Annotated in this window: 10 protein-coding genes and 1 pseudogene; 3 read left to right on the plus strand and 8 right to left on the minus strand. The window is 69.0% G+C overall.

Features of this window, described 5'->3' with window-relative positions; genetic code table 11:
- Nucleotides 1-134: 134 nt before the first annotated feature.
- The 5 genes from ACFXAM_RS09700 to ACFXAM_RS09720 all read right to left on the minus strand — a co-directional run bounded on the left by ACFXAM_RS09700 (nucleotide 135) and on the right by ACFXAM_RS09720 (nucleotide 10,566).
- On the minus strand, nucleotides 135-689 hold the full coding sequence (locus ACFXAM_RS09700) for an NUDIX hydrolase (RefSeq protein ID WP_380289218.1): 555 nt from the start codon (nucleotides 687-689) through the stop codon (nucleotides 135-137).
- 459 nt (nucleotides 690-1,148) lie between these two features.
- The gene (locus tag ACFXAM_RS09705; RefSeq protein ID WP_380289220.1) at nucleotides 1,149-2,705 is read right to left on the minus strand and encodes an N-6 DNA methylase; all 1,557 of its coding nucleotides are present in this window, start codon (nucleotides 2,703-2,705) and stop codon (nucleotides 1,149-1,151) included.
- A complete protein-coding gene (locus tag ACFXAM_RS09710) occupies nucleotides 2,702-4,165 on the minus strand; it encodes a restriction endonuclease subunit S (RefSeq protein WP_380289222.1) in 1,464 nt (487 codons plus the stop codon). Before ACFXAM_RS09710 ends, ACFXAM_RS09705 begins: the two co-directional genes overlap by 4 nt.
- The gene (locus ACFXAM_RS09715) at nucleotides 4,162-7,719 is read right to left on the minus strand and encodes a DEAD/DEAH box helicase family protein (RefSeq protein WP_380289224.1); all 3,558 of its coding nucleotides are present in this window, start codon (nucleotides 7,717-7,719) and stop codon (nucleotides 4,162-4,164) included. Before ACFXAM_RS09715 ends, ACFXAM_RS09710 begins: the two co-directional genes overlap by 4 nt.
- 177 nt (nucleotides 7,720-7,896) lie before the next feature.
- Nucleotides 7,897-10,566, minus strand: coding sequence for a TIGR02391 family protein (locus ACFXAM_RS09720; RefSeq protein WP_380289226.1), 2,670 nt, complete (start codon nucleotides 10,564-10,566; stop codon nucleotides 7,897-7,899).
- Between the two features lie 225 nt (nucleotides 10,567-10,791).
- Here ACFXAM_RS09720 and ACFXAM_RS09725 point away from each other — a divergent pair.
- Nucleotides 10,792-11,801 (plus strand): annotated as a pseudogene (locus ACFXAM_RS09725) (IS5 family transposase).
- A 310-nt stretch (nucleotides 11,802-12,111) separates the two neighbouring features.
- Here ACFXAM_RS09725 and ACFXAM_RS09730 read toward each other — a convergent pair.
- The 3 genes from ACFXAM_RS09730 to ACFXAM_RS09740 form a co-directional block, all read right to left on the minus strand.
- A complete protein-coding gene (locus tag ACFXAM_RS09730; RefSeq protein ID WP_380289228.1) occupies nucleotides 12,112-13,059 on the minus strand; it encodes a hypothetical protein in 948 nt (315 codons plus the stop codon).
- Entirely contained in the window at nucleotides 13,056-13,577 is a 522-nt protein-coding gene (locus ACFXAM_RS09735; protein WP_380289230.1) for a SigE family RNA polymerase sigma factor, read from the minus strand. The genes ACFXAM_RS09730 and ACFXAM_RS09735 overlap by 4 nt, the downstream gene beginning before the upstream one ends.
- A 123-nt stretch (nucleotides 13,578-13,700) precedes the next feature.
- A complete protein-coding gene (locus ACFXAM_RS09740) occupies nucleotides 13,701-14,084 on the minus strand; it encodes a VOC family protein (protein ID WP_380289232.1) in 384 nt (127 codons plus the stop codon).
- A gap of 188 nt (nucleotides 14,085-14,272) precedes the next feature.
- Here ACFXAM_RS09740 and ACFXAM_RS09745 point away from each other — a divergent pair, with 188 nt between their 5' ends.
- Nucleotides 14,273-16,372 carry an FAD/NAD(P)-binding protein gene (locus ACFXAM_RS09745; RefSeq protein WP_380289234.1) on the plus strand — a complete coding sequence of 700 codons (2,100 nt, stop codon included), beginning with the start codon at nucleotides 14,273-14,275 and terminating at the stop codon, nucleotides 16,370-16,372.
- The gene (gene pcaB, locus ACFXAM_RS09750) at nucleotides 16,369-17,784 is read left to right on the plus strand and encodes a 3-carboxy-cis,cis-muconate cycloisomerase (RefSeq protein WP_380289236.1); all 1,416 of its coding nucleotides are present in this window, start codon (nucleotides 16,369-16,371) and stop codon (nucleotides 17,782-17,784) included. Before ACFXAM_RS09745 ends, pcaB begins: the two co-directional genes overlap by 4 nt.
- The last annotated feature ends 50 nt before the right edge of the window (nucleotides 17,785-17,834 follow it).

The following is a 17,834-nucleotide window of genomic DNA, read 5'->3' on the forward strand; positions in this document are numbered from 1 at the left end:
ACGAGGCCATGAATTACCGGCGTCAGCCGCGGCTTCTGGCCAATCGCACGGGGTCGGCCCGCCAACGCGCCCGAATCGACCAACTGGTCGGTAAGTTCGAAGCATCGCGGTGAGGGCGGTGATCTCCTCGGCTATCACTGCCTGCGGGAAGCCAAGACGTGCAGGAGCGCCACCAGGGTTCCCGAACCCATGAGCTTCCCCTCCGCCATGAGCATCGGGATCTCGGACATCGGCACCCACGCCACGTGGCCGGCCTCCTCACCGTCCTCGGGCGCGCCCACGAGGGTCGCCCCCTGGCCGACGAACACCTCGTGCGGCGAGTCCACCATGCCGACCATCGGCTGGAACGTAACCACGTGGTCGAGGTGATCCGGCCGCCAGCCGGTCTCCTCCTCGACCTCGCGCAGCGCAGCCCCCAGACCGTCCTCTCCGGGATCGACGACGCCACCAGGAAGCTCCCAGCCCCAGGACTGCGGCACGAAGCGGTACCGCCAGAGCATCAACACACGATCATCGGCATCCAGCACCGCAGCTATGGCCACGCGCTTCAACCGCACGACGTGATGCTCGAAGCGCGCCATGCCAGGCGGCTCAACGTCCACGAGCGCCAGCTGTACCCATGGGTTGTCATAAACCACGCGGTCGCCGTAGATCTTCCACGGCTCGAGCCCATCGGCCTGAGTGCCCATCAGCAATCACATCCTGCGAAGGCGGCAGTGGGCATAGTTGACCACACCTGCCGAGTGGCGGCGCACGTTGAGCGCTGTGAACCAGCCTCGTTCGTGGATGATCGCCCTCACGCTGGTCGGCGGGAGTCTCCATTGCATGGTGGCCGCCGAGTGCGCCGACCCGGTCGTGGCTGTGTTCGGGGTGAGTCCGGTTCCCCAGAGCTTCGCGGCCAATCTGGAGAAGCCGCTGCTTGGTCCTGGTTGTCCTCACCAACCGCGTCGGCAACCGAGCGGACTTCCGGCGAAGCGTAGAACCTTTCGGCGGGCCTCGTCGACCTTCTACCTCAAGGCAGGCCGGAAGATCGGCCGTATCGACGTCTGACCAGTGTTTGGGGTGGTGGGGCCTGGCCCCACCACCCCAAACACTGTCGAGTCGAGGTCTAACCCGCTACTCAGATGACCCGCGTGGAGAGACGTCCGTCAGCCAGCGGCTTCGACAGCTTCGTCCTCGCTGACAAGCTCGTCCGGGTCCACCCCGAGGGCTTCCGCGATGGCCTCGAATTCGGCCAGCGCGGCCTTCAGATCCTCGACAATCTCCTGGGCGATCACGCCGGGCGGCAGCTGGCTGTCCGCGTCGTCCAGTGCCGGGTCCTTAAGCCAGGTGATATCGAGGTTGACCTTGTCACGCGCGATCAGCTCGTCGTAGGTGAAGGGCTTGAACCGCCCCGACTCAAGCTCCGTACGCTCGATACGAGGCCTGCCCGGCAGGTACCCGCGGACGAACTCCTGAAGGTCGGCTCGGCGAAGGGGCCGGGTCTTCAAGGTGAAGTGCTTGGCAGTGCGCAGGTCGTAGACCCAGGTGACGGTGGTGTGCGGCTTGCCGTCGGTCCGCGGGGCCTTCTTGTCGAAAAACAGGACGTTCGCCTTGACGCCTCCGGCATAGAAGATCCCAGTGGGCAGCCGAAGGATCGTATGCAGGTCGAAGTCCTGCAGCAGCCGGCGCCGGATCTTCTCGCCCGCCCCGCCTTCGAAGAGAACATTGTCGGGCAGTACGACGGCGGCTCGGCCCTCGATAGCCATCAGCGACATGATGTGCTGCAGGAAGTTGAGCTGCTTGTTGGTGGTGCTGGCACGGAAGTCGTCGCGGTCGTAGGAGATATCCTCCCGCTCGGACTTCCCGTCGGTACCGATCACCGTGATCGCGGACTTCTTCCCGAACGGCGGGTTCGCCAGGACGAGCGATGCGTGACGCGACGGCTTCTTGGCGAGGGCGTCCTCGACCTTAATCAGCGAGGGGCCATCGCTGTGACCGATGCCGTGGAGCAGCATGTTCATCGCCGCGAGGCGGGCCGTGCCGGGCACCAGCTCAGTCCCGAAGATGTTGGTCTCGAGGTCAAGCCGCTGCTCACGAGACATGCTGCTGCCGTAGTGCTCGCGGATGTATTGCCGAGCGGCGATGAGGAATCCGCCCGTGCCGCACGCCGGATCGGTGATCGTGTCCTTGAGCGTCGGCTGGGTCACCTCAACCATCGCATCGATCAGCACACGAGGGGTGAAGTACTGGCCAGCACCAGTCTTGGTGTCTTCGGCTCCCTTAGCGAGGAGGCCCTCGTACGCGTCGCCCTTGAGGTCAGTCCCGGTACCGGTCCAGTCCTGGCCGCCGATTAGATCGACGGCGAGCTTCTGCAGCAGCGCGGGCTCGGTGATCCGGTTCTGTGCCTTGGCAAAAATCGTTCCGAGGGTCGTTCCAGGATGCTTCGCAAGCTCGGTGAGGGTGCTGCGGTACTGCTCCTCCAGAGCGACGCCCGTCTTAGAGACGAGCGCCTGCCAGTCGTACTCGGCCGGGACGATGCGCGCAGCGGAGGGATCGTCGGCGAATGGGTCGGTGGCGATCTCGTCGGCCATCTTGAGGAAGAGCAGGTACGAGAGCTGTTCGACGTACTCGATGGTGGAAAGGCCGTTGTCACGCAAGACGTTGCAGTAGTTCCAGAGCTTGGCTACCAGAGCGCCGGTCTGGGCGGAAGCGGCGGTGGTCATACGTCGAACTCCTGCTGGGCGGTGGTGGTGCGGGCGCGCTGGGGGACGCGTCGGCGAGCTGGCTTGGCGGTAACAACCTGACGCTCGGCCGCGACTCGGACGAGCATCACGTCTGCCGGCTCGTCGCTGGGATCTTGGTGAACGAGTTGGCCAGAGAAGGCTTGCGTGAGGAGGGCGCGGCGGAGGGAAATGCATCGCAGGCGGGATCGCGCGACTAGCCCTGACACGTTGTCCATTACCGAAAGGTCGTCCTCGATGCGTTCGACGATCCGCTGCTGGTCGGCTGGAGGTGGAACAGGCAAAGGAAACTTTTTAATCTTCGAGAGGCTGATAGATGCGAGGTTCACGCTCTGCTTCCCGTTGTGCTCGAACCAGATTCCTGAACCGTTGGCGTACCAAGAGAGGAGCTTGGGATTGATCTCATTGGCCAGCACGCGGGCCCTGAACACATGGTTCTGATGGATGGCTGTCGGAATTTGCCCTTCCCACACCCAGCCGCGACCGAGCTTATCGCGGTCCCCGCCCTCGTTCATGAGTACGTCACCAGGCTGAAGCGCCAGCGCCTCCGCCTTCTGCACCGGTACTCTGATTACAGAAACCTCACCCAGATCCAGTCGCCCACGCTGGACATTGGCGACTCGGAGGTAGGGGACCTCGGGCAGTTCCGGGTCACTCTGCTTCTTGCTGTCCTTGGTGACGCCGCCAACGACTTCAGCCACATCCTCCAAGCGGCGCCACTGCCATTCGCGCGGGACACGCGGAAGGTTTTCATCGACAGTGCCAGCAGGGGTGGGGAATTCAGCCGCATCCGCGTCCGCGCCTACCGTGTACCCGAAGGTCGGATTGGAAAGCGTATTGCGGAGACCCCGAAGGCGAACGGAACAACGCTCCACCAGTGCTTTAGCTGCATTCAGGCGCGACAGATGGTCATCAATCGAGTCAACGATGCGCTGCTGTTCTGCAAGAGGCGGAAGGGGGATGTGAACCCGCTTCACTTTCGTGGTGCTCAGCGTATACAGGCCGCTCGTGGACTGTGCCACATTGAAAAGCTCAGCCGAAACAACCGGGGCATTCCACACAGCTTCGAGGTATTCGGAGGAAACCGCAGGGCCTGGACGGACTCGAATGAGGTGATTCTGGTGCACGGCATCTTTGATTGCTCCACGCCATCTTGCCGCTCGGCCAATCTGCTGGGGACTGCCGTTGCCTTCGACTACGAGCAGGTCGCCCACTTCGAGGCGGTACCGATCGATCTCGCCATCGAACAGTTCAACCTCATGCACCTCGGCGAGGTCTAGTGACCCTCGGCCTACATTCGCGACCCGAAGGAAGGGAAAAGCATTCTTGACAGGTCGGCGCTTTTGCTGCTTTTGAATTCCGCCACTAACCTCGGCAATGTCGCCAATCGATACCCATGACCACCCCTGAGGCAGCGGGCTCTGTTCTTCGTTCTTGCTCACGCCAGTTCCTGGTTCAGTTCCGTCAGCAGCTTCCGAGCAGCTCCGGGATCGCCGCCGAAAGCGGCAATAAAGCCGCGACTTCCACCGCGCTCGGTGAAAGGTTCGTGCCGAAGAGCCCCTACCTCAACACCGACATCGCTGGCCACGCGGTGGCAGATCCGTTCCAGCCACCACATCTGCTCGTCGCTATACCGGGCGCCGGCCTGCTGCTGCCGTAGCAGCCAGCCTGCGAAGCGTTCCCCGACCGACGTGCGGTAAGGCCGGAGCTCACTGTCTGCCCCTAGCTCGAAGCGGATTAGCGAGATCAGGTCAGGAATACCCGCCGTCTGACCAGGTTGCGCTACGGCACGGCCCAGGTCCTCGTACGCCTGCCAGAGTATCTGGGGCGTCCAGTCGTACTGCGGGCGCTTGATGTAAGTAGCGAGCTCCCGCAGGGCCGCGTACGCGACGTCCGGTGCCACCCGCTTCTGACCGAGGGCGATCTCGATCGCGGTCAGCTCGTCGCGCTGCCTGTCCAACAGGCTGTGCCAGTCGGATACGTACTTCTGTGCTCGCTCCTCACGAGGAACCTCACGGAGGGTCGTGATGGTGGCGACGGTCACCTCGTCGATCGTCAGGTCTTCCTGGCGCCGTATCCCCATGATGACCCTGCGGAGTTCGGCATTCGCCAGCGGAATGGTCGCGTCAAGGATCAGCTGTCGCGCCGCTGCCGGCCCATCTCTCAGCAAGACCCGCTCTTGGCGCTCCGGATCGCACGCATCGGTCAGCCACCCGGTGATGGTCACCAGGCTGACGCCGCCTGCGGCGTGCGCGATCGTTTCGTGTTGTTCGTTCGTCAGCTGCCTGCCCAACCGGCCGAGTCGGCGCGCCAGCACCTCGGTCTCCTCGGCGCTGATCGCCTTGGAGGCAGCCTTGTCGAGCAGCTTCTGCAGCGACATCCCAGGAGCAGTGGGAAGCGGCCTGGCCTCCACCAACGGAGTGTCAGTGACTCCTGCGGCGTCGATGAGCAGGAAGCGGTCCTTCACCACGGGCGGGAAGGACTCGTCGGCGCCGGGCGTGACCTCGCTCAGCTCGGTCGGGTCAATCGACCGAGCTCCTCGCCCCTTCATCTGCTCGAACAGCACCGCGCTCTTGACCGACCGCATGAAGATGACGCACTCGAGCGCGCGCACATCGGTACCCGTGGCGATCATGTCTACGGTCACAGCGATACGGAGGCGCGGCGAGTTGCGCAGGTCGTTGATCAGCTCATCCGGGTTCTGACCACTCTCCCGGCTCTTGTATGTGATCTTCGCGGCGAAATCATCACCACGCCCGAAGACCTCCCGCGTCTGCTTGAGTACCTCCTCCGCGTGCGCTTCGCTGACCGCGAAGATCAGAGTCTTCGGGACCTCCTGTCGGCCGGGGAACCAGCCCTGCCAGTTGTCCCGGTAGGTCTGCAAGACCGTGCGGATGTCATCCTCGGCGATGACCGAGCGTCCGAGCTGCTGGCCCGAGTAGGCGAAGTCGTCCTCGAGCTCCTCCAGCCGCCGGCGCCGTGAAGCTCGGTCGAGTACGGGGACCGTCGTCCCCGCCTCGATGGTGGAGCCCTCCTTGTGGACGTCCGTCAGCAGTTCCACCACGTCGAAGTCGACGTTCACGCCGTCGGCGACTGCCTTGGCGAAGGAGTAGCTGGACACCAGGTTCTGGTCGAAGAAGCCCTTGGTCTGTGCTGTGGGAGTAGCGGTGAGCCCGACCAGGTGGGCATCGAAGTACTCGAGTACGCCACGCCACAACCCGTAGATGGACCGGTGGCATTCGTCGACCACGATCAGATCGAACGACTCGATCGGCACATCCGGGTTGTACACAACCTCGACAGGACGGCCGTTCTCGAACGCTTCATCGGCCGCATCCGCGCGGTCATCCGCCGCATCGTCGTCGACCAACGGCTGGCCGCGCAGCAGCGAATGCATCTTCTGGATGGTGCCGATGACCACCGAGGAGGTCTCTTGCAGCCCTGCCGCGCCTAGCCGGTCCACCCCGTACAGCTCGGAGAACTTCCGGCCGTCGTCCGGCGTGGTGTAGTTGCGGAACTCGGCGAGCGCTTGCCTCGCGAGGTTGTTCCGGTCCACCAGGAAGAGCACACGCTTCGCCTGCGAGTACTTGAGGAGCCGGTAAACCTCCGTCACCGCGGTGAACGTCTTACCGGCGCCGGTGGCCATCTGGATCAGTGCTCGCGGCCGATCCGCAGCGAGCGAGGTCTCGAGACCAGTGATCGCCTCGATCTGGGCAGGCCGAAGGCCACCGGTTTCCAGCGCCGGCATGGTCCGGAAGCCAGCCCGCAAGGTCGGCGCCTGCGGATGCTCGTCCGCGCGACGCATCCATGCCGCGATCGTCTCGGGCCGGTGGAAGGAGAAGACCTCGCGGGACCGTGCCTCCGGATCGATCCGGTTGATGAAGTAGGTCTCCGCGCCGGTTGTCGCGTAGCGGAAGGCGAATGGCTCACTCTCACGCCAAACCGCGAGCCGGAACTCCTTGAGTACCCCACGCGCGTAGCGGTCGTTCTGGGCCAAGGCGTGGCTCAGTGCCTCGCCCTCACGCTTGGCCTCGACCACACCGACGATAGAGCCGTCGACATACAGGACGTAGTCCGCGCGCCCGGTGGCCACCGTGAACTCGCGAACAGCCACGCCGCGGCCCGCAAGCGGGTTGAGGTCTTCGCGATCCTGGATCACCCAGCCCGCTTCGACGAGCATCCGGTCGATGACCTCACGGGCCTGGACCTCGCTCAGCGGCTTGGCCCGCTGAGCCCGCTCCACGATCGCCTCACGTGCCGCGCGCGCCACCGGCGCCGGCTGCTTGCGAGCCTGCTCGTAGTCCTGCTGCTGAACCTGGCGAAGTGCGGCGATCTCCCGCTCGAGCTGATCGATCCGAGAGGCGAGCTCGGCACGACTGGCTGCCGCGCTCTCGACGAGGGTCGCGGCCTCGTCCTGCGCGCGCTGTTCGGCCTCGGCCTGTGCCTGCCGGGACTCTGCCAGCTTCGTCCGGGACAGGGCGAGGTCACGGCGGTAGCTCTCCAGCTCGACGTGAAGCTTCGCGATCTCGGCCGGGTCGGTGACGCCCTGATCAGCGGTAGGAGCAGTCGGAGGAACGAAGGCGGTGACGGTCCGCTTGCCGGAGACGGCGAGGTGGAACCAGTTGCCCAGTTCGTAAGCGGTCTCGATGGCCTTGAGCGCACGGACCGTGTCGAACAGGTGCTCGTGGGCCGCGCGGTTCCTACTCCTACGCAGCTCATCGAAAGCGGTGCGCACCTGCGGGGTAAGGGCACCGATGCGCGTCAGAGCAGCCAGCCGATCGACCTGCCGGTCACCGTCGACCCGGAGGCCCACCCTCGTGACCAGCTCTTCGGTCAGGATCTCACCGAACTGGCCAGCTTGGACCAGAGCTGCGTTGGGGTTGGTGAAGACCGTGGCCTCCGCCAATGCGCCGTATAGCGCGAGCAGGGGCTGGTACTGGAAGAGCACACCGAAGTTCGGGGACCGTCGGGCAAGATCCCGAAGCCGCTCGTCCATATACTCCGTCCGTCCACCGCACGCGGGCGTGCCCATCCACTAATCCAGGTGCAGCGACCCAGACTACGCAAAAAGCGCGCCGCCCGTGTGCGATCCGAGGACCGGCGGGCTCGGAGCTGCGCTCTGCTCGCCGGTCCTGCCGCAGAGCCGTCCAATACGACCTCGCGGTGGAATCGATCACGCCATGACGCGTCGTACCGCACCTGCGCCGAACTCCGCGACGTAGATGTCACCCGAGTCTGCGACCGTGAGCTGGCTCGGCTTCCTGAGGCCGGCGGCCAGAGTCCTCACCCGCCCGTCCGTGAGGCGGAGCAACTTACCGTTCGCGAAGTCGCTCAGCAGGATCCCCTCACTGCTCCAGGCCACTCCGTTCAAGCCCGCCAGCGTCTGGCCTTCCAGTAGGTCCAGCGGATCACTGTCCGGCGTCTCGAGCTGGACCTCCCAGAGCACGTTCCGACCGTGCTGGCCGGGAGAGCAGAGCACGTGGAGCACGTCGCCCGCGTAGGACATGGCCACGGGCTGGCCGGGCACGGACCCGAGCAGCGTGGAAGTGCCGTCCATCTTCACCCGCTTCAGAGCACCTGTGAACATCGCCACGATCAGATCGTCGCCGTCCCAGATGAATGCCATCGGCGTGCCAGCCGGCCCTTCGGGGAGCCTGATCAGCTTGCTACTGGCGTAGTCGCTGCTGTGGTGGAGCACCAGAATTCCGGGACGGTCAACAAGCCGGAGGGCGAGCTCTCCGTCGGCTCGGGCAGCCATGGAACCCGATCCCAGGTTCCGCAGAAGACGGGAGGGAACTGCGGCAACCAGGCGGTAGACACCGTCCGAACCCACCCGCCACAGTTCTTGCCCCCGCGTGCTCACCATCAGTCCGTTCGGGGTCCAGGCGACACCAGCCACAGGAGGAAGTCCGGAGAGGAAGGTCGTGACCGTCCCGGTCGGATGCGCGGCGATCTCCAAGCTCGCTTCTGCTGTGCAACCGTCGTGGAGGCACCGGAGCACGCTCCTTCCCGGTCCCTTGGCGAAGACGGCTCCACCCTTGAAGACAGCGACCTTCTCGTTGCTGGACTCGACCTGGGGGTCATCGATGGGGGAGGTCCAGGTCGCGGTGCCGTCAGTGAAGTGACCCAGCACCCGCAGTGGAGTCTTGCCCTTGCCACGCAGCAGGAGGTGAGACGGCTCGATGCTGATCTTCATCAGACGCTCGGGGTGAGCAGGGGCGACCGGCTGACCGTCGAAGACTCCGTTGTCTTCCCACAGCCTGCGGAGGGGGTCACCTGGCCGGTTGCGCACCCAAGCGCTGCCGATCCCGTGGTCAGAGCCGGCCCAGTGCCAGGAGACGTAGTGACCCACTTGGTACGTCTCGCGCGTCGCCAAGATCCGCTCACCCGGGACGCCCGCTTCGAGAGTCGCGAGCCGCACGCCACCCAGATCCAGTTGGCGGTGCCCGGACTCATCGGCAAACAGCGGAATGTTCACCTCCACCACCCGGTACCAGTTCGTCTGACCGGGCGCGAGAGTGATCCACACCACGTGTGCGGGCCCTTGGCGAGTCCCGTCGACCAGGTGGATCCGGTGTTCACCAGCTGGCACGCCAGCGACGTCCACGGTCAACGTGCCCGTCTGGAAACTGGTCTTTTCGAGCTTGCGCTTCTCGTCCAGCCACACCTCCACTTGGCTGCCAGCTCTCTCCACCCACAGCGTGAGCGTGGTCCCCTGGTCATGGCGGTACCCACGAACCGCGGGTGCCCGATCGACATCGCGGTCCAGCAGGTCGAGCAGCGAGCTCGCGTGAGCGAGGATCCGCAGGCACTCACGGCGCGATCGGCAGGGCAGCAAGGGCCGGTCCTTGTGGGATCGGTCCCCCTTGAACAGCCCGATCGCCCCGGCAAACAGTTCGAAGAGGCGGTCGGCGTCTCGCTCTCGATCTGAGATGCGGATACCGTCCTTCCTCTCCTTGAACGCGGAGCTGACGAGCTCGTTGCCGATGGCAGGACTCCCGATCCTCTGCTGCACCTCGTGCTCGAGCCGCCGGAAGGCAGCGAAGATGGCGTCGTCAAACCGGTCCGCCCTCAGCAACTGCGCGCACACTTCGACCACCTCCGGGCGGAGGAGCGTCAGATGGACGGCCAACTCCCCGTCCCCCGCTCCCGGCAGTGCAGGATGATCAGTTCCAGCCTTGGGGGCGGCGTGGGGCACTTGCGGCTCGGGCAGCCGGTGGGTGCTCTCCCCGTCCAGGAAGGCGAGCAGCCCCTCGACTCCCTGGACACTGCGGTACGGCCGAGTACCTCGCCGGTTCACGCTGAACTGCCACTGCCAAGGGCTGACCATTTGCCTGTTGCTCCCCCTCCACAGCTGTGGAAGCAGGTCTGCAAGAACGAACAGGCGGCCCATCAGCTCACGGGCGCGCGTGACTTCACTGGTCGGAGGAACAGAGTCCCCGCCGGCCGAGCTCAGTGGCAGCTTCAGGTGTGCAGCGAAGTCCAGGCTGGAGGCGACGAGGTCCTTCTCGGGATCAGCAGAGCTGTTCTGCTCCAACTCCACGGTCCACTTGACGAACTCACTCAGTCGGGCCAGATCGCCCGGGCCGCCTTGGCAGGCTGCCACTCCACGGAGAGTGAGCCGTACCTCGTCCTGGTCCGAATAGCCGTGAGCCTGCCATGGATCGGCAACGTAGCGGGAGCTGATCGCGACCAAGGCCGCCTGGGCGTCCTCGATGCCGAGGTCGCGGTCGGCCTTGAGGTCGACGGCCGTGAAGGTCGGCCAGGATCCTCGCTGTCCCATCAACTCGTACACGGTCTGGAGTAGAACCTGATCCTGGGAGTTCAGCACGTCGTCGGTCACGGCACGATTCTCGTGCGTGGGCTGGGGTCGGCGCACGGAGATTGTGTTGGAGGTTGCAGAACGTGCACCCCGGGTGCTGGGGATCCAGGGACAGGGCGACACGAAGATCGCGGAAGGCGAGCCAGTGCAACGCCTTGCTGGCGCAGTGCGGACTAGGAGCTGTTGAAGGTTCGGATCTCGCAGTGACCCAGTTCCGGGCTGGCGTCTCTGGTAGAACTCGGGGTCGTGGCGCGTTTTGACGTGACGGATGCCGAGTGGGCCTTGATCGAACCGCATGTGCCGGTGGCGGCCACCGGGCCGCTGCCCCGGCGGGTCCGGGAGCAGTTCAACGGGGTGTTGTGGCGGTTTCGTACCGGCAGCGGCTGGCGGGACGTCCCCGAGCGCTACGGAGCGTGGAGCACCGTGTACGCCCGCTTCCGGAGCTGGGTGGCCAGCGGGTTCTTCCAACTCCTGATGGACGAGTTGATCGCGGAGGCTGCCTCGCGCGGGGTGGTCGGGCTGACGCTGGTCAGCGTGGACTCCACGATCGTGCGGGCCCACCACGAGTCGTCCGGGCTGGCGGTCGCCGGCGAGACCCTGGATGCGCTCGAACAGGCCCTGACCGAGGAAAAGGGGGTTCCACTGCCGCGGCAGAAGGCCGTGTTGAGGGTGACGAGGCAGCGGGACCGGACGACACGTCCGACCCCGACCAGGTTCGTTCCCAGGCACGCCGTCGGCGCAAGGCCCGGGCCGCCAAAGCCGAACTCGGCCGGTCCCGGGGCGGGCTGAGCAGCAAGATCCATGCCGCTGTCGACTCCGCGGGCCTGCCACTGGCGTTCGTGCTGACCCCGGGCCAGGCGGCCGACTGCCGGCAGTTCCAGACCGTGCTCGACAAGATCCGGGTGCGCGGCCCGGTGGGCCGGCCACGCACCCGGCCGGACGCGGTGACCGCCGACAAGGCCTACTCTTCGAAGGCCAACCGCGCCTACCTGCGCAGACGCGGGATCACCGCGGTGATCCCCGAGCGGGCGGACCAGGCGGCCAACCGGAAACGGAAGGGCTCCGCGGGCGGTCGGCCGGTCACCTTCGATCCCGACCGCTACAAGCGGCGCAACCACGTCGAACGGTGCTTCCAGAAGATCAAGACGTGGCGCGGCCTGGCCACTCGATACGACAAGAGCCCGGAGAGCTACACGGCAGGCCTGCACCTCCGCGGATCGATCATGTGGTTGAAGTCACTGACCTCAACCACATGATCCGAACCTTGAACAGCTCCTAGCCGGTTGACGCCAATGCTGACGCCAACCGTCCGGAATGATGGCGTCCGGCAGCAGCCTTCTACGGACGACAGAAACGCCCAAAACGGGGCATCTCGACGCCCCGGCTTGGCCTGAAAAGCGGAAGGTCGCCGGTTCGACCCCGGCCCTGGCCACAGGTGCCTGAGAAGGCGGGAAGGCCCCGGAGAGATCCTCTCCGGGGCCTTCCGCGTGTCCGGGGCACGCCCGGCCTCCGCCCGGCCTCCGCCCGGGCTGCCGGGCGGGTCGGGCGTGCCCCGGTCCCGGGCGGTCAGCTGTCCAGCCACCCCCCGTCGGCGGCGATCAGCGAGCCGTCGGCCGCGTAGAGGCGCAGTTCGGCCGGGATGCCGCGCTTGGCGACGGCGATCCAGCGGGCCTCGGAGTCGCCGAGCGCGAGGATGGCCGGCTCGGCGGTGACGCCGTCGCGCCACCGGATCTCGGCCCGGGCGACGCCCGGGCCGATCAGTCCGGCCTGGGCCCGGGGGACGTGGAACAGCGGGTCGGCCTCGCCGTTCTTGGACTGGGCGCCCAGCCAGACCTTCGGGAACTGCTCGCCGGGGGCGTGCACGAAGCCCGCCGGGCCGCCCGGCGGCGCGATCAGGGCGTCGGCGGGAGTCGCCAGCCGCCGGCCGTCCAGGACGTAGTAGAAGACCACGCGGTCCGCGTCCGGGCGCCCGTACTGGTCGACGTAGTCCGCGGTCGGCGCCGCCCCGGTGTAGCCGGCCGAGGCGTCCTCGGCCCAGATCAGCCGGGCCTGCTCGTGGATCCGCTCCGCGCCCGGGGCCGGCCACAGGGCCGCGACGACGCTCCACGGCTTGCCGTCCACGGTGCCGGAGAGCACCTGGATCCGGGCCGGGTCCAAGGGGTCGCGGGGATCGTGCTGCGGGGCGGCCGCGGCGCCCGGGGCGGCGCCCGGCACCAGGACCGCCGAGACGCCGGCGGTCGAGACCGTGACCGCCGCGGTGCCGGCCGGACCGCCCGCTCCGCCGCCCACCCCGCCCTGCACCGCCGCGACGCCCCCCGCCACCGCGACCAGGGCCAGCGCCAGCGCCGCGCCCAGCGACGTCCGCCGCCGGGCCACCCTCCGCCGGCCGCCGGCCAGCACGGCCTCGTACGGCGCCGGGCCGCTCTCGACCGTCCCCGCCAGCCCGGACAGCGCCCGGGCCACCTCCTCGCCGCCCTCGGCCGCCGCGTCCGCGGGCGTCCCGTCGTGGTTCATGCCGCACCTCCGATGCTCGTCGTGCTGATGAGTGAGGAGAGCTCGCGCAGCTTGGCGATGCCCTTCGACGCCTGGCTCTTGACCGTGCCGACCGAGCAGCCCATCGCGGCGGCGGCCTGGGACTCGCTCAGGTCCTCCCAGTACCGCAGCACCACCGCCTGGCGCTGTCCGGGCGGCAGCGTGCCGAGGGCCGCCAGCAGGGCGGCCCGGTCGTCCAGCCGCGCGAAACCGTCCGGACCGGTGCGCTCCGGCACGGCGGTGACCAACTGCTCCGGCACCCGGCGCCGGAAGCGGCGGGCGTGCTCGTTGACCACGATCCGGCGCACGTAGGCGTACGGCTCGTCGGCCCGGGTGACCCTCCCCCAGGCGGCGTAGGTCCGTTCCAGCGCGGTCTGGACCACGTCCTCCGCCAGGTAGCGGTCCCCGGTCAGCAGGAACGCCGTCCGGATCAGACGTGGCCAGGCCCCGGTCACGAACGCGTTGAACTCCGCGTCCCGCTCGGCCTTCTTGGCTCCCATGAGCACCTCCTCACCCCACCAGAGCCCACGGCGGCCCCGGACCGTTGCCGGGAACGCCGACGGCCGGCCCGGGAGGACCGGCCGAACGGGCAGAACGGGAGGTCAGGGCCTCCGCGGACCGGATCAGCGGCTGTCGCCGGAGGCCCTGGTCATGATCTCCAGATTGTGGCCGCTCGGGTCCTCGAAGTAGGCGCCGCGGCCGCCGGGCCAGGCGTTCACCCGGCCGGGGTGGCGGTGGAAGGGGTCGGCCCAGTAGGTGAGCCCGCGCTCCCGGACCCGGCCGAGGACGGCGTCGAACTCCTCCTCGCCGACCAGGAAGGCGTAGTGCCCGGTGGGAACCGGGCCGTCGACCCGCATCACGTCCAGGGCGACGCCGTTGGCGAGCCGCACGACCAGGAACGGCTCGCTGCGCACCGGGGCGGGGAGGCCGAGGACCTCGGCGAGGAAGCGGGCGGTCTCCTCCTCGTCCCGCGCCGGGACGATCGTGTGATCGAGCTGAACAGCCATGGAACGTTTCCCTCCTGGGCCGGCGGACGTCTGCCGAGCGTAGGACTTCAAGTCCGCTTCACATCAAGCGCGCCCGAGCCGGGCCATGAGCCGCGCGGCGGGACGTACCGCGTCGCGCGGGGGCGGTCGGCTGCTCTTAGTACCTTTTCATCATCAGATCGACACAACTACGATGACGTCCTGTGGGCATGATCGATCGTCATCTCCAGATCTGCGTCATCGGCGCCGGTCCGCGCGGCCTCTCGGTACTGGAGAGACTCTGCGCCAACGAACGAACCGGGCCCGGCGGGGCCACCGTCACGGTGCACCTGGTGGATCCGGCGCTCCCCGGCCCCGGCCGGGTCTGGCGCACCGACCAGTCCCGGCACCTCCTGATGAACACGGTGGCCTCGCAGATCACCGTGTACACCGACGACAGCGTACGCATCGAGGGCCCGGTCGAACCCGGTCCGAGCCTGTACGAATGGGCCCGATCGCTTGCCCGGGAGGGCCGTTCTCCGGACCACCCGGCCCGCCACGACGACGTGACGCTGGCCGAGGCCGCCGCGCTCGGCCCGGACACCTACCCGACCCGCGCCTTCTACGGGCACTACCTGCGCGACGCCTTCCGGGCCGTGGTCGCCGCCGCACCGCCCACCGTCACCGTCCGGGTGCACCGCTCCCGGGCGGTCGCGATGGCCGACGCGCACGGCTTCCCCGGCGGCCCGCAGGGCGTCCGGCTGGAGGACGGCACCCGGCTGAACCGGCTGGACGCCGTCGTGCTCGCCCAGGGCCACGTCCCCGCCCGGCTCACCGCGCGCGAGGAGCGCACCGCAGGCCTGGCCCGGATCCACCACCTCGACTACGTCACCCCCGCCAACCCCGCCGACGTCCACGTCGCCGCCCGACCCGGCCAGAGCGTCCTGCTGCGCGGCCTCGGCCTCAACTTCTTCGACCACATGGCGCTGTTGACGCTCGGCCGCGGCGGCCGCTTCGAACGGGTGGAGGGCACCCTGGTCTACCGGCCCTCCGGCGCCGAGCCGAAGCTCTACGCCACCTCCCGGCGCGGCATCCCGTACCACGCGCGCGGCGAGAACGAGAAGGGCGCCCACGGGCGCCACCTGCCCCGGCTGCTCACCACCGAGGTGGTCGCCGAACTGCGCGAACGCACCCGCAAGGGCGAGTCGGTGCGCTTCTCCGCCGACCTCTGGCCGCTGGTCTCCCGCGAGGTGGAGGCCGTCTACTACGGCGCGCTGCTCACCGCCGGGGGCCGCGACGCCGAGCGTGAGGCGTTCACCGACCGGTTCCTGACCGCCGCCGACCCGGCCGCGGTACTGGACGCGTACGACGTCCCGCCGGACCGCCGGTGGTCCTGGGAGCGGCTCTCCCGCCCGTACGCAGGCCGGGAGTTCGCCGACCGCGCGGACTTCCGCGACTGGCTGCTCGGCCATCTGCGCCAGGACGTCGCCGAGGCCCGGGCGGGCAACATCAGCGGCCCGCTGAAGGCCGCCCTGGACGTGCTGCGCGACCTGCGCAACGAGATCCGGCTGGCGGTCGACCACAGCGGCATCGAGGGCGCCTCCTACCGGGACGACCTGGACGGCTGGTACACCCCGCTGAACGCGTTCCTGTCCATCGGCCCGCCGGCCGAACGGATCGAGCAGCTGATCGCGCTGATCGAGGCCGGCGTGCTGGAACTGCTCGGCCCCGGCACCGAGATCAGGATCGACCCGGTCGACCCGGCGTTCACCGCGCACTCCACCACCGTCCCCGGCCCGCCGGTCCGGGCCTCGGTGCTGGTCGAGGCCCGGCTGCCGGAGCCGGACCTGCGCCGCACCGACGACCCGCTGCTGCGCCACCTGCTGGACACCGAGCAGTGCGCCGCCTACCGGATCCCCGGCGAGTCCGACGGCGGCTACCAGACCGGCGGACTCGCCGTCACCGAGCGGCCCTACCGGCTGCTGGACGCGCGCGGCCGGGCGCACCCGCGCCGCTTCGCGTACGGCGTGCCGACCGAGTCCGTGCACTGGGTCACCGCCGCGGGCATCCGCCCCGGCGTCGACTCGGTGACCCTGGGCGACTCCGACGCCATCGCCCGCGCGGTGCTGGCGCTCTCCCCCGCGCCCGAGTGGCCCGCGGTGCCGCCGCCGCGCGACGGCGGCGAGGGCACCGACGGCGCCGCCGGGACGTTCCCGCTGCACGGGACCGGCGGCACGGGCGGGACCGGCGGCACCGGCCGGCCCGGCCCCGCCCGGACCGGCGGAACCGACGAGACCGACGAGACCGAACCGAGAGGCGTCGTCGTATGACCGACCAGCACCCCGACCCGGCCGGGGCGGACACCGACTCCGGACTGCTCTCCCCGGTCCGGGCCGGCACCCCGGTCGAGGCCGCCGTCTCCGACCGCGCCTGGCTCCAGGCCATGCTGGACGCCGAGGCCGCGCTGGCCCGCGCCCAGGCCGGGCTGGGCACCGTGCCCCCCGCCGCGGCCGCCGCGATCACCCGGGCCGCCCGGGCCGAGCACTTCGACGTCCGCGCCCTCGCGCTGGCCTGCCGGGAGACCGCCAACCCGGTGGTCGGCCTGGTGCAGGCGCTGAGCCGGGTGGTGGCCGCCGAGGACCCGGCCGCCGCCGAGTACGTGCACCGCGGTTCCACCAGCCAGGACGTCCTGGACACCGGCGCGATGCTGGTCGCCGCCCGGGCCCTGCGGCTGGTCCGGGCCGACCTGGACCGCACCGCCCGCGCGCTCGCCGCGCTGGCCGCCGAACACCGTGACACCCTGCTGGCCGGCCGCACCCTGGCGCTCCAGGCGGTGCCCACCACCTTCGGCCTCAAGGCGGCCGGCTGGCGGCAGCTGGTGCTGGACGCCGACCGCCGGCTCGCCGCCGTCCTGGCGGACGGACTGCCGGTCTCGCTCGGCGGCGCCGCCGGCACCCTGGCGGGCTACCTGGAGTACGCCCGGCTGGACGGCCCGGACCCGGACGTCGAGGCCGGCGACTACCTGGACCGGCTGGCGGAGGCCTTCGCGGCGGAGACCGGCCTGGCCCGCCCGGCGCTGCCCTGGCACGTGCTGCGCACCCCGATGGCCGACCTGGCCGCCGCGCTGGCCTTCACCACCGGGGCGCTCGGCAAGATCGCGGTGGACGTGCAGTCGCTGACCCGCACCGAGGTCGGCGAGGTGGCCGAACCGGCCGTGACCGGGCGCGGCGCCTCCTCGGCGATGCCGCACAAGCGCAACCCGGTGCTGTCCACCCTGCTGCGCAGCGCCGCCCTCCAGGTGCCGGTGCTGGCCGCCGGGCTGACCCAGTGCCTGGTCACCGAGGACGAGCGCTCCGGCGGGGCCTGGCACGCCGAGTGGCTGCTGCTGCGCGAGTGCCTGCGGCTGACCGGCGGCGCCGCGCACACCTCGGCGGAGCTGGCCGAGGGCCTGCTGGTCCGCCCGGAGCGGATGCGGGCCAACCTGGAGCTCACCGGCGGGCAGCTGGTCTCCGAGCGGATCGCCGCGCGGCTGGCGCCGAAGCTGGGCAAGGCGGAGGCCAAACGGCTGCTGACCGACGTCTCGCTGACCGCCGACCGGGAGGGCCGGGCGCTGGCCGAGGTGCTCGGCGAGCGGCCGGAGCTGGCCGGGCACTTCACCCCGCGGGAGATCGCCGCGCTGTGCGACCCGGCCGGGTACACCGGCGCGGCCGGCGCCCTGGTGGACCGGGCGCTGCGGGCCTGAGCGCGCCTCCCGCGGACCGCCCCGGCCCCCGCCCCAACAGTCCCGCGCGC

The organism is Kitasatospora sp. NPDC059462 (genome assembly GCF_042749955.1).
In the GTDB taxonomy this organism is placed as follows: Bacteria; Actinomycetota; Actinomycetes; order Streptomycetales; family Streptomycetaceae; genus Kitasatospora.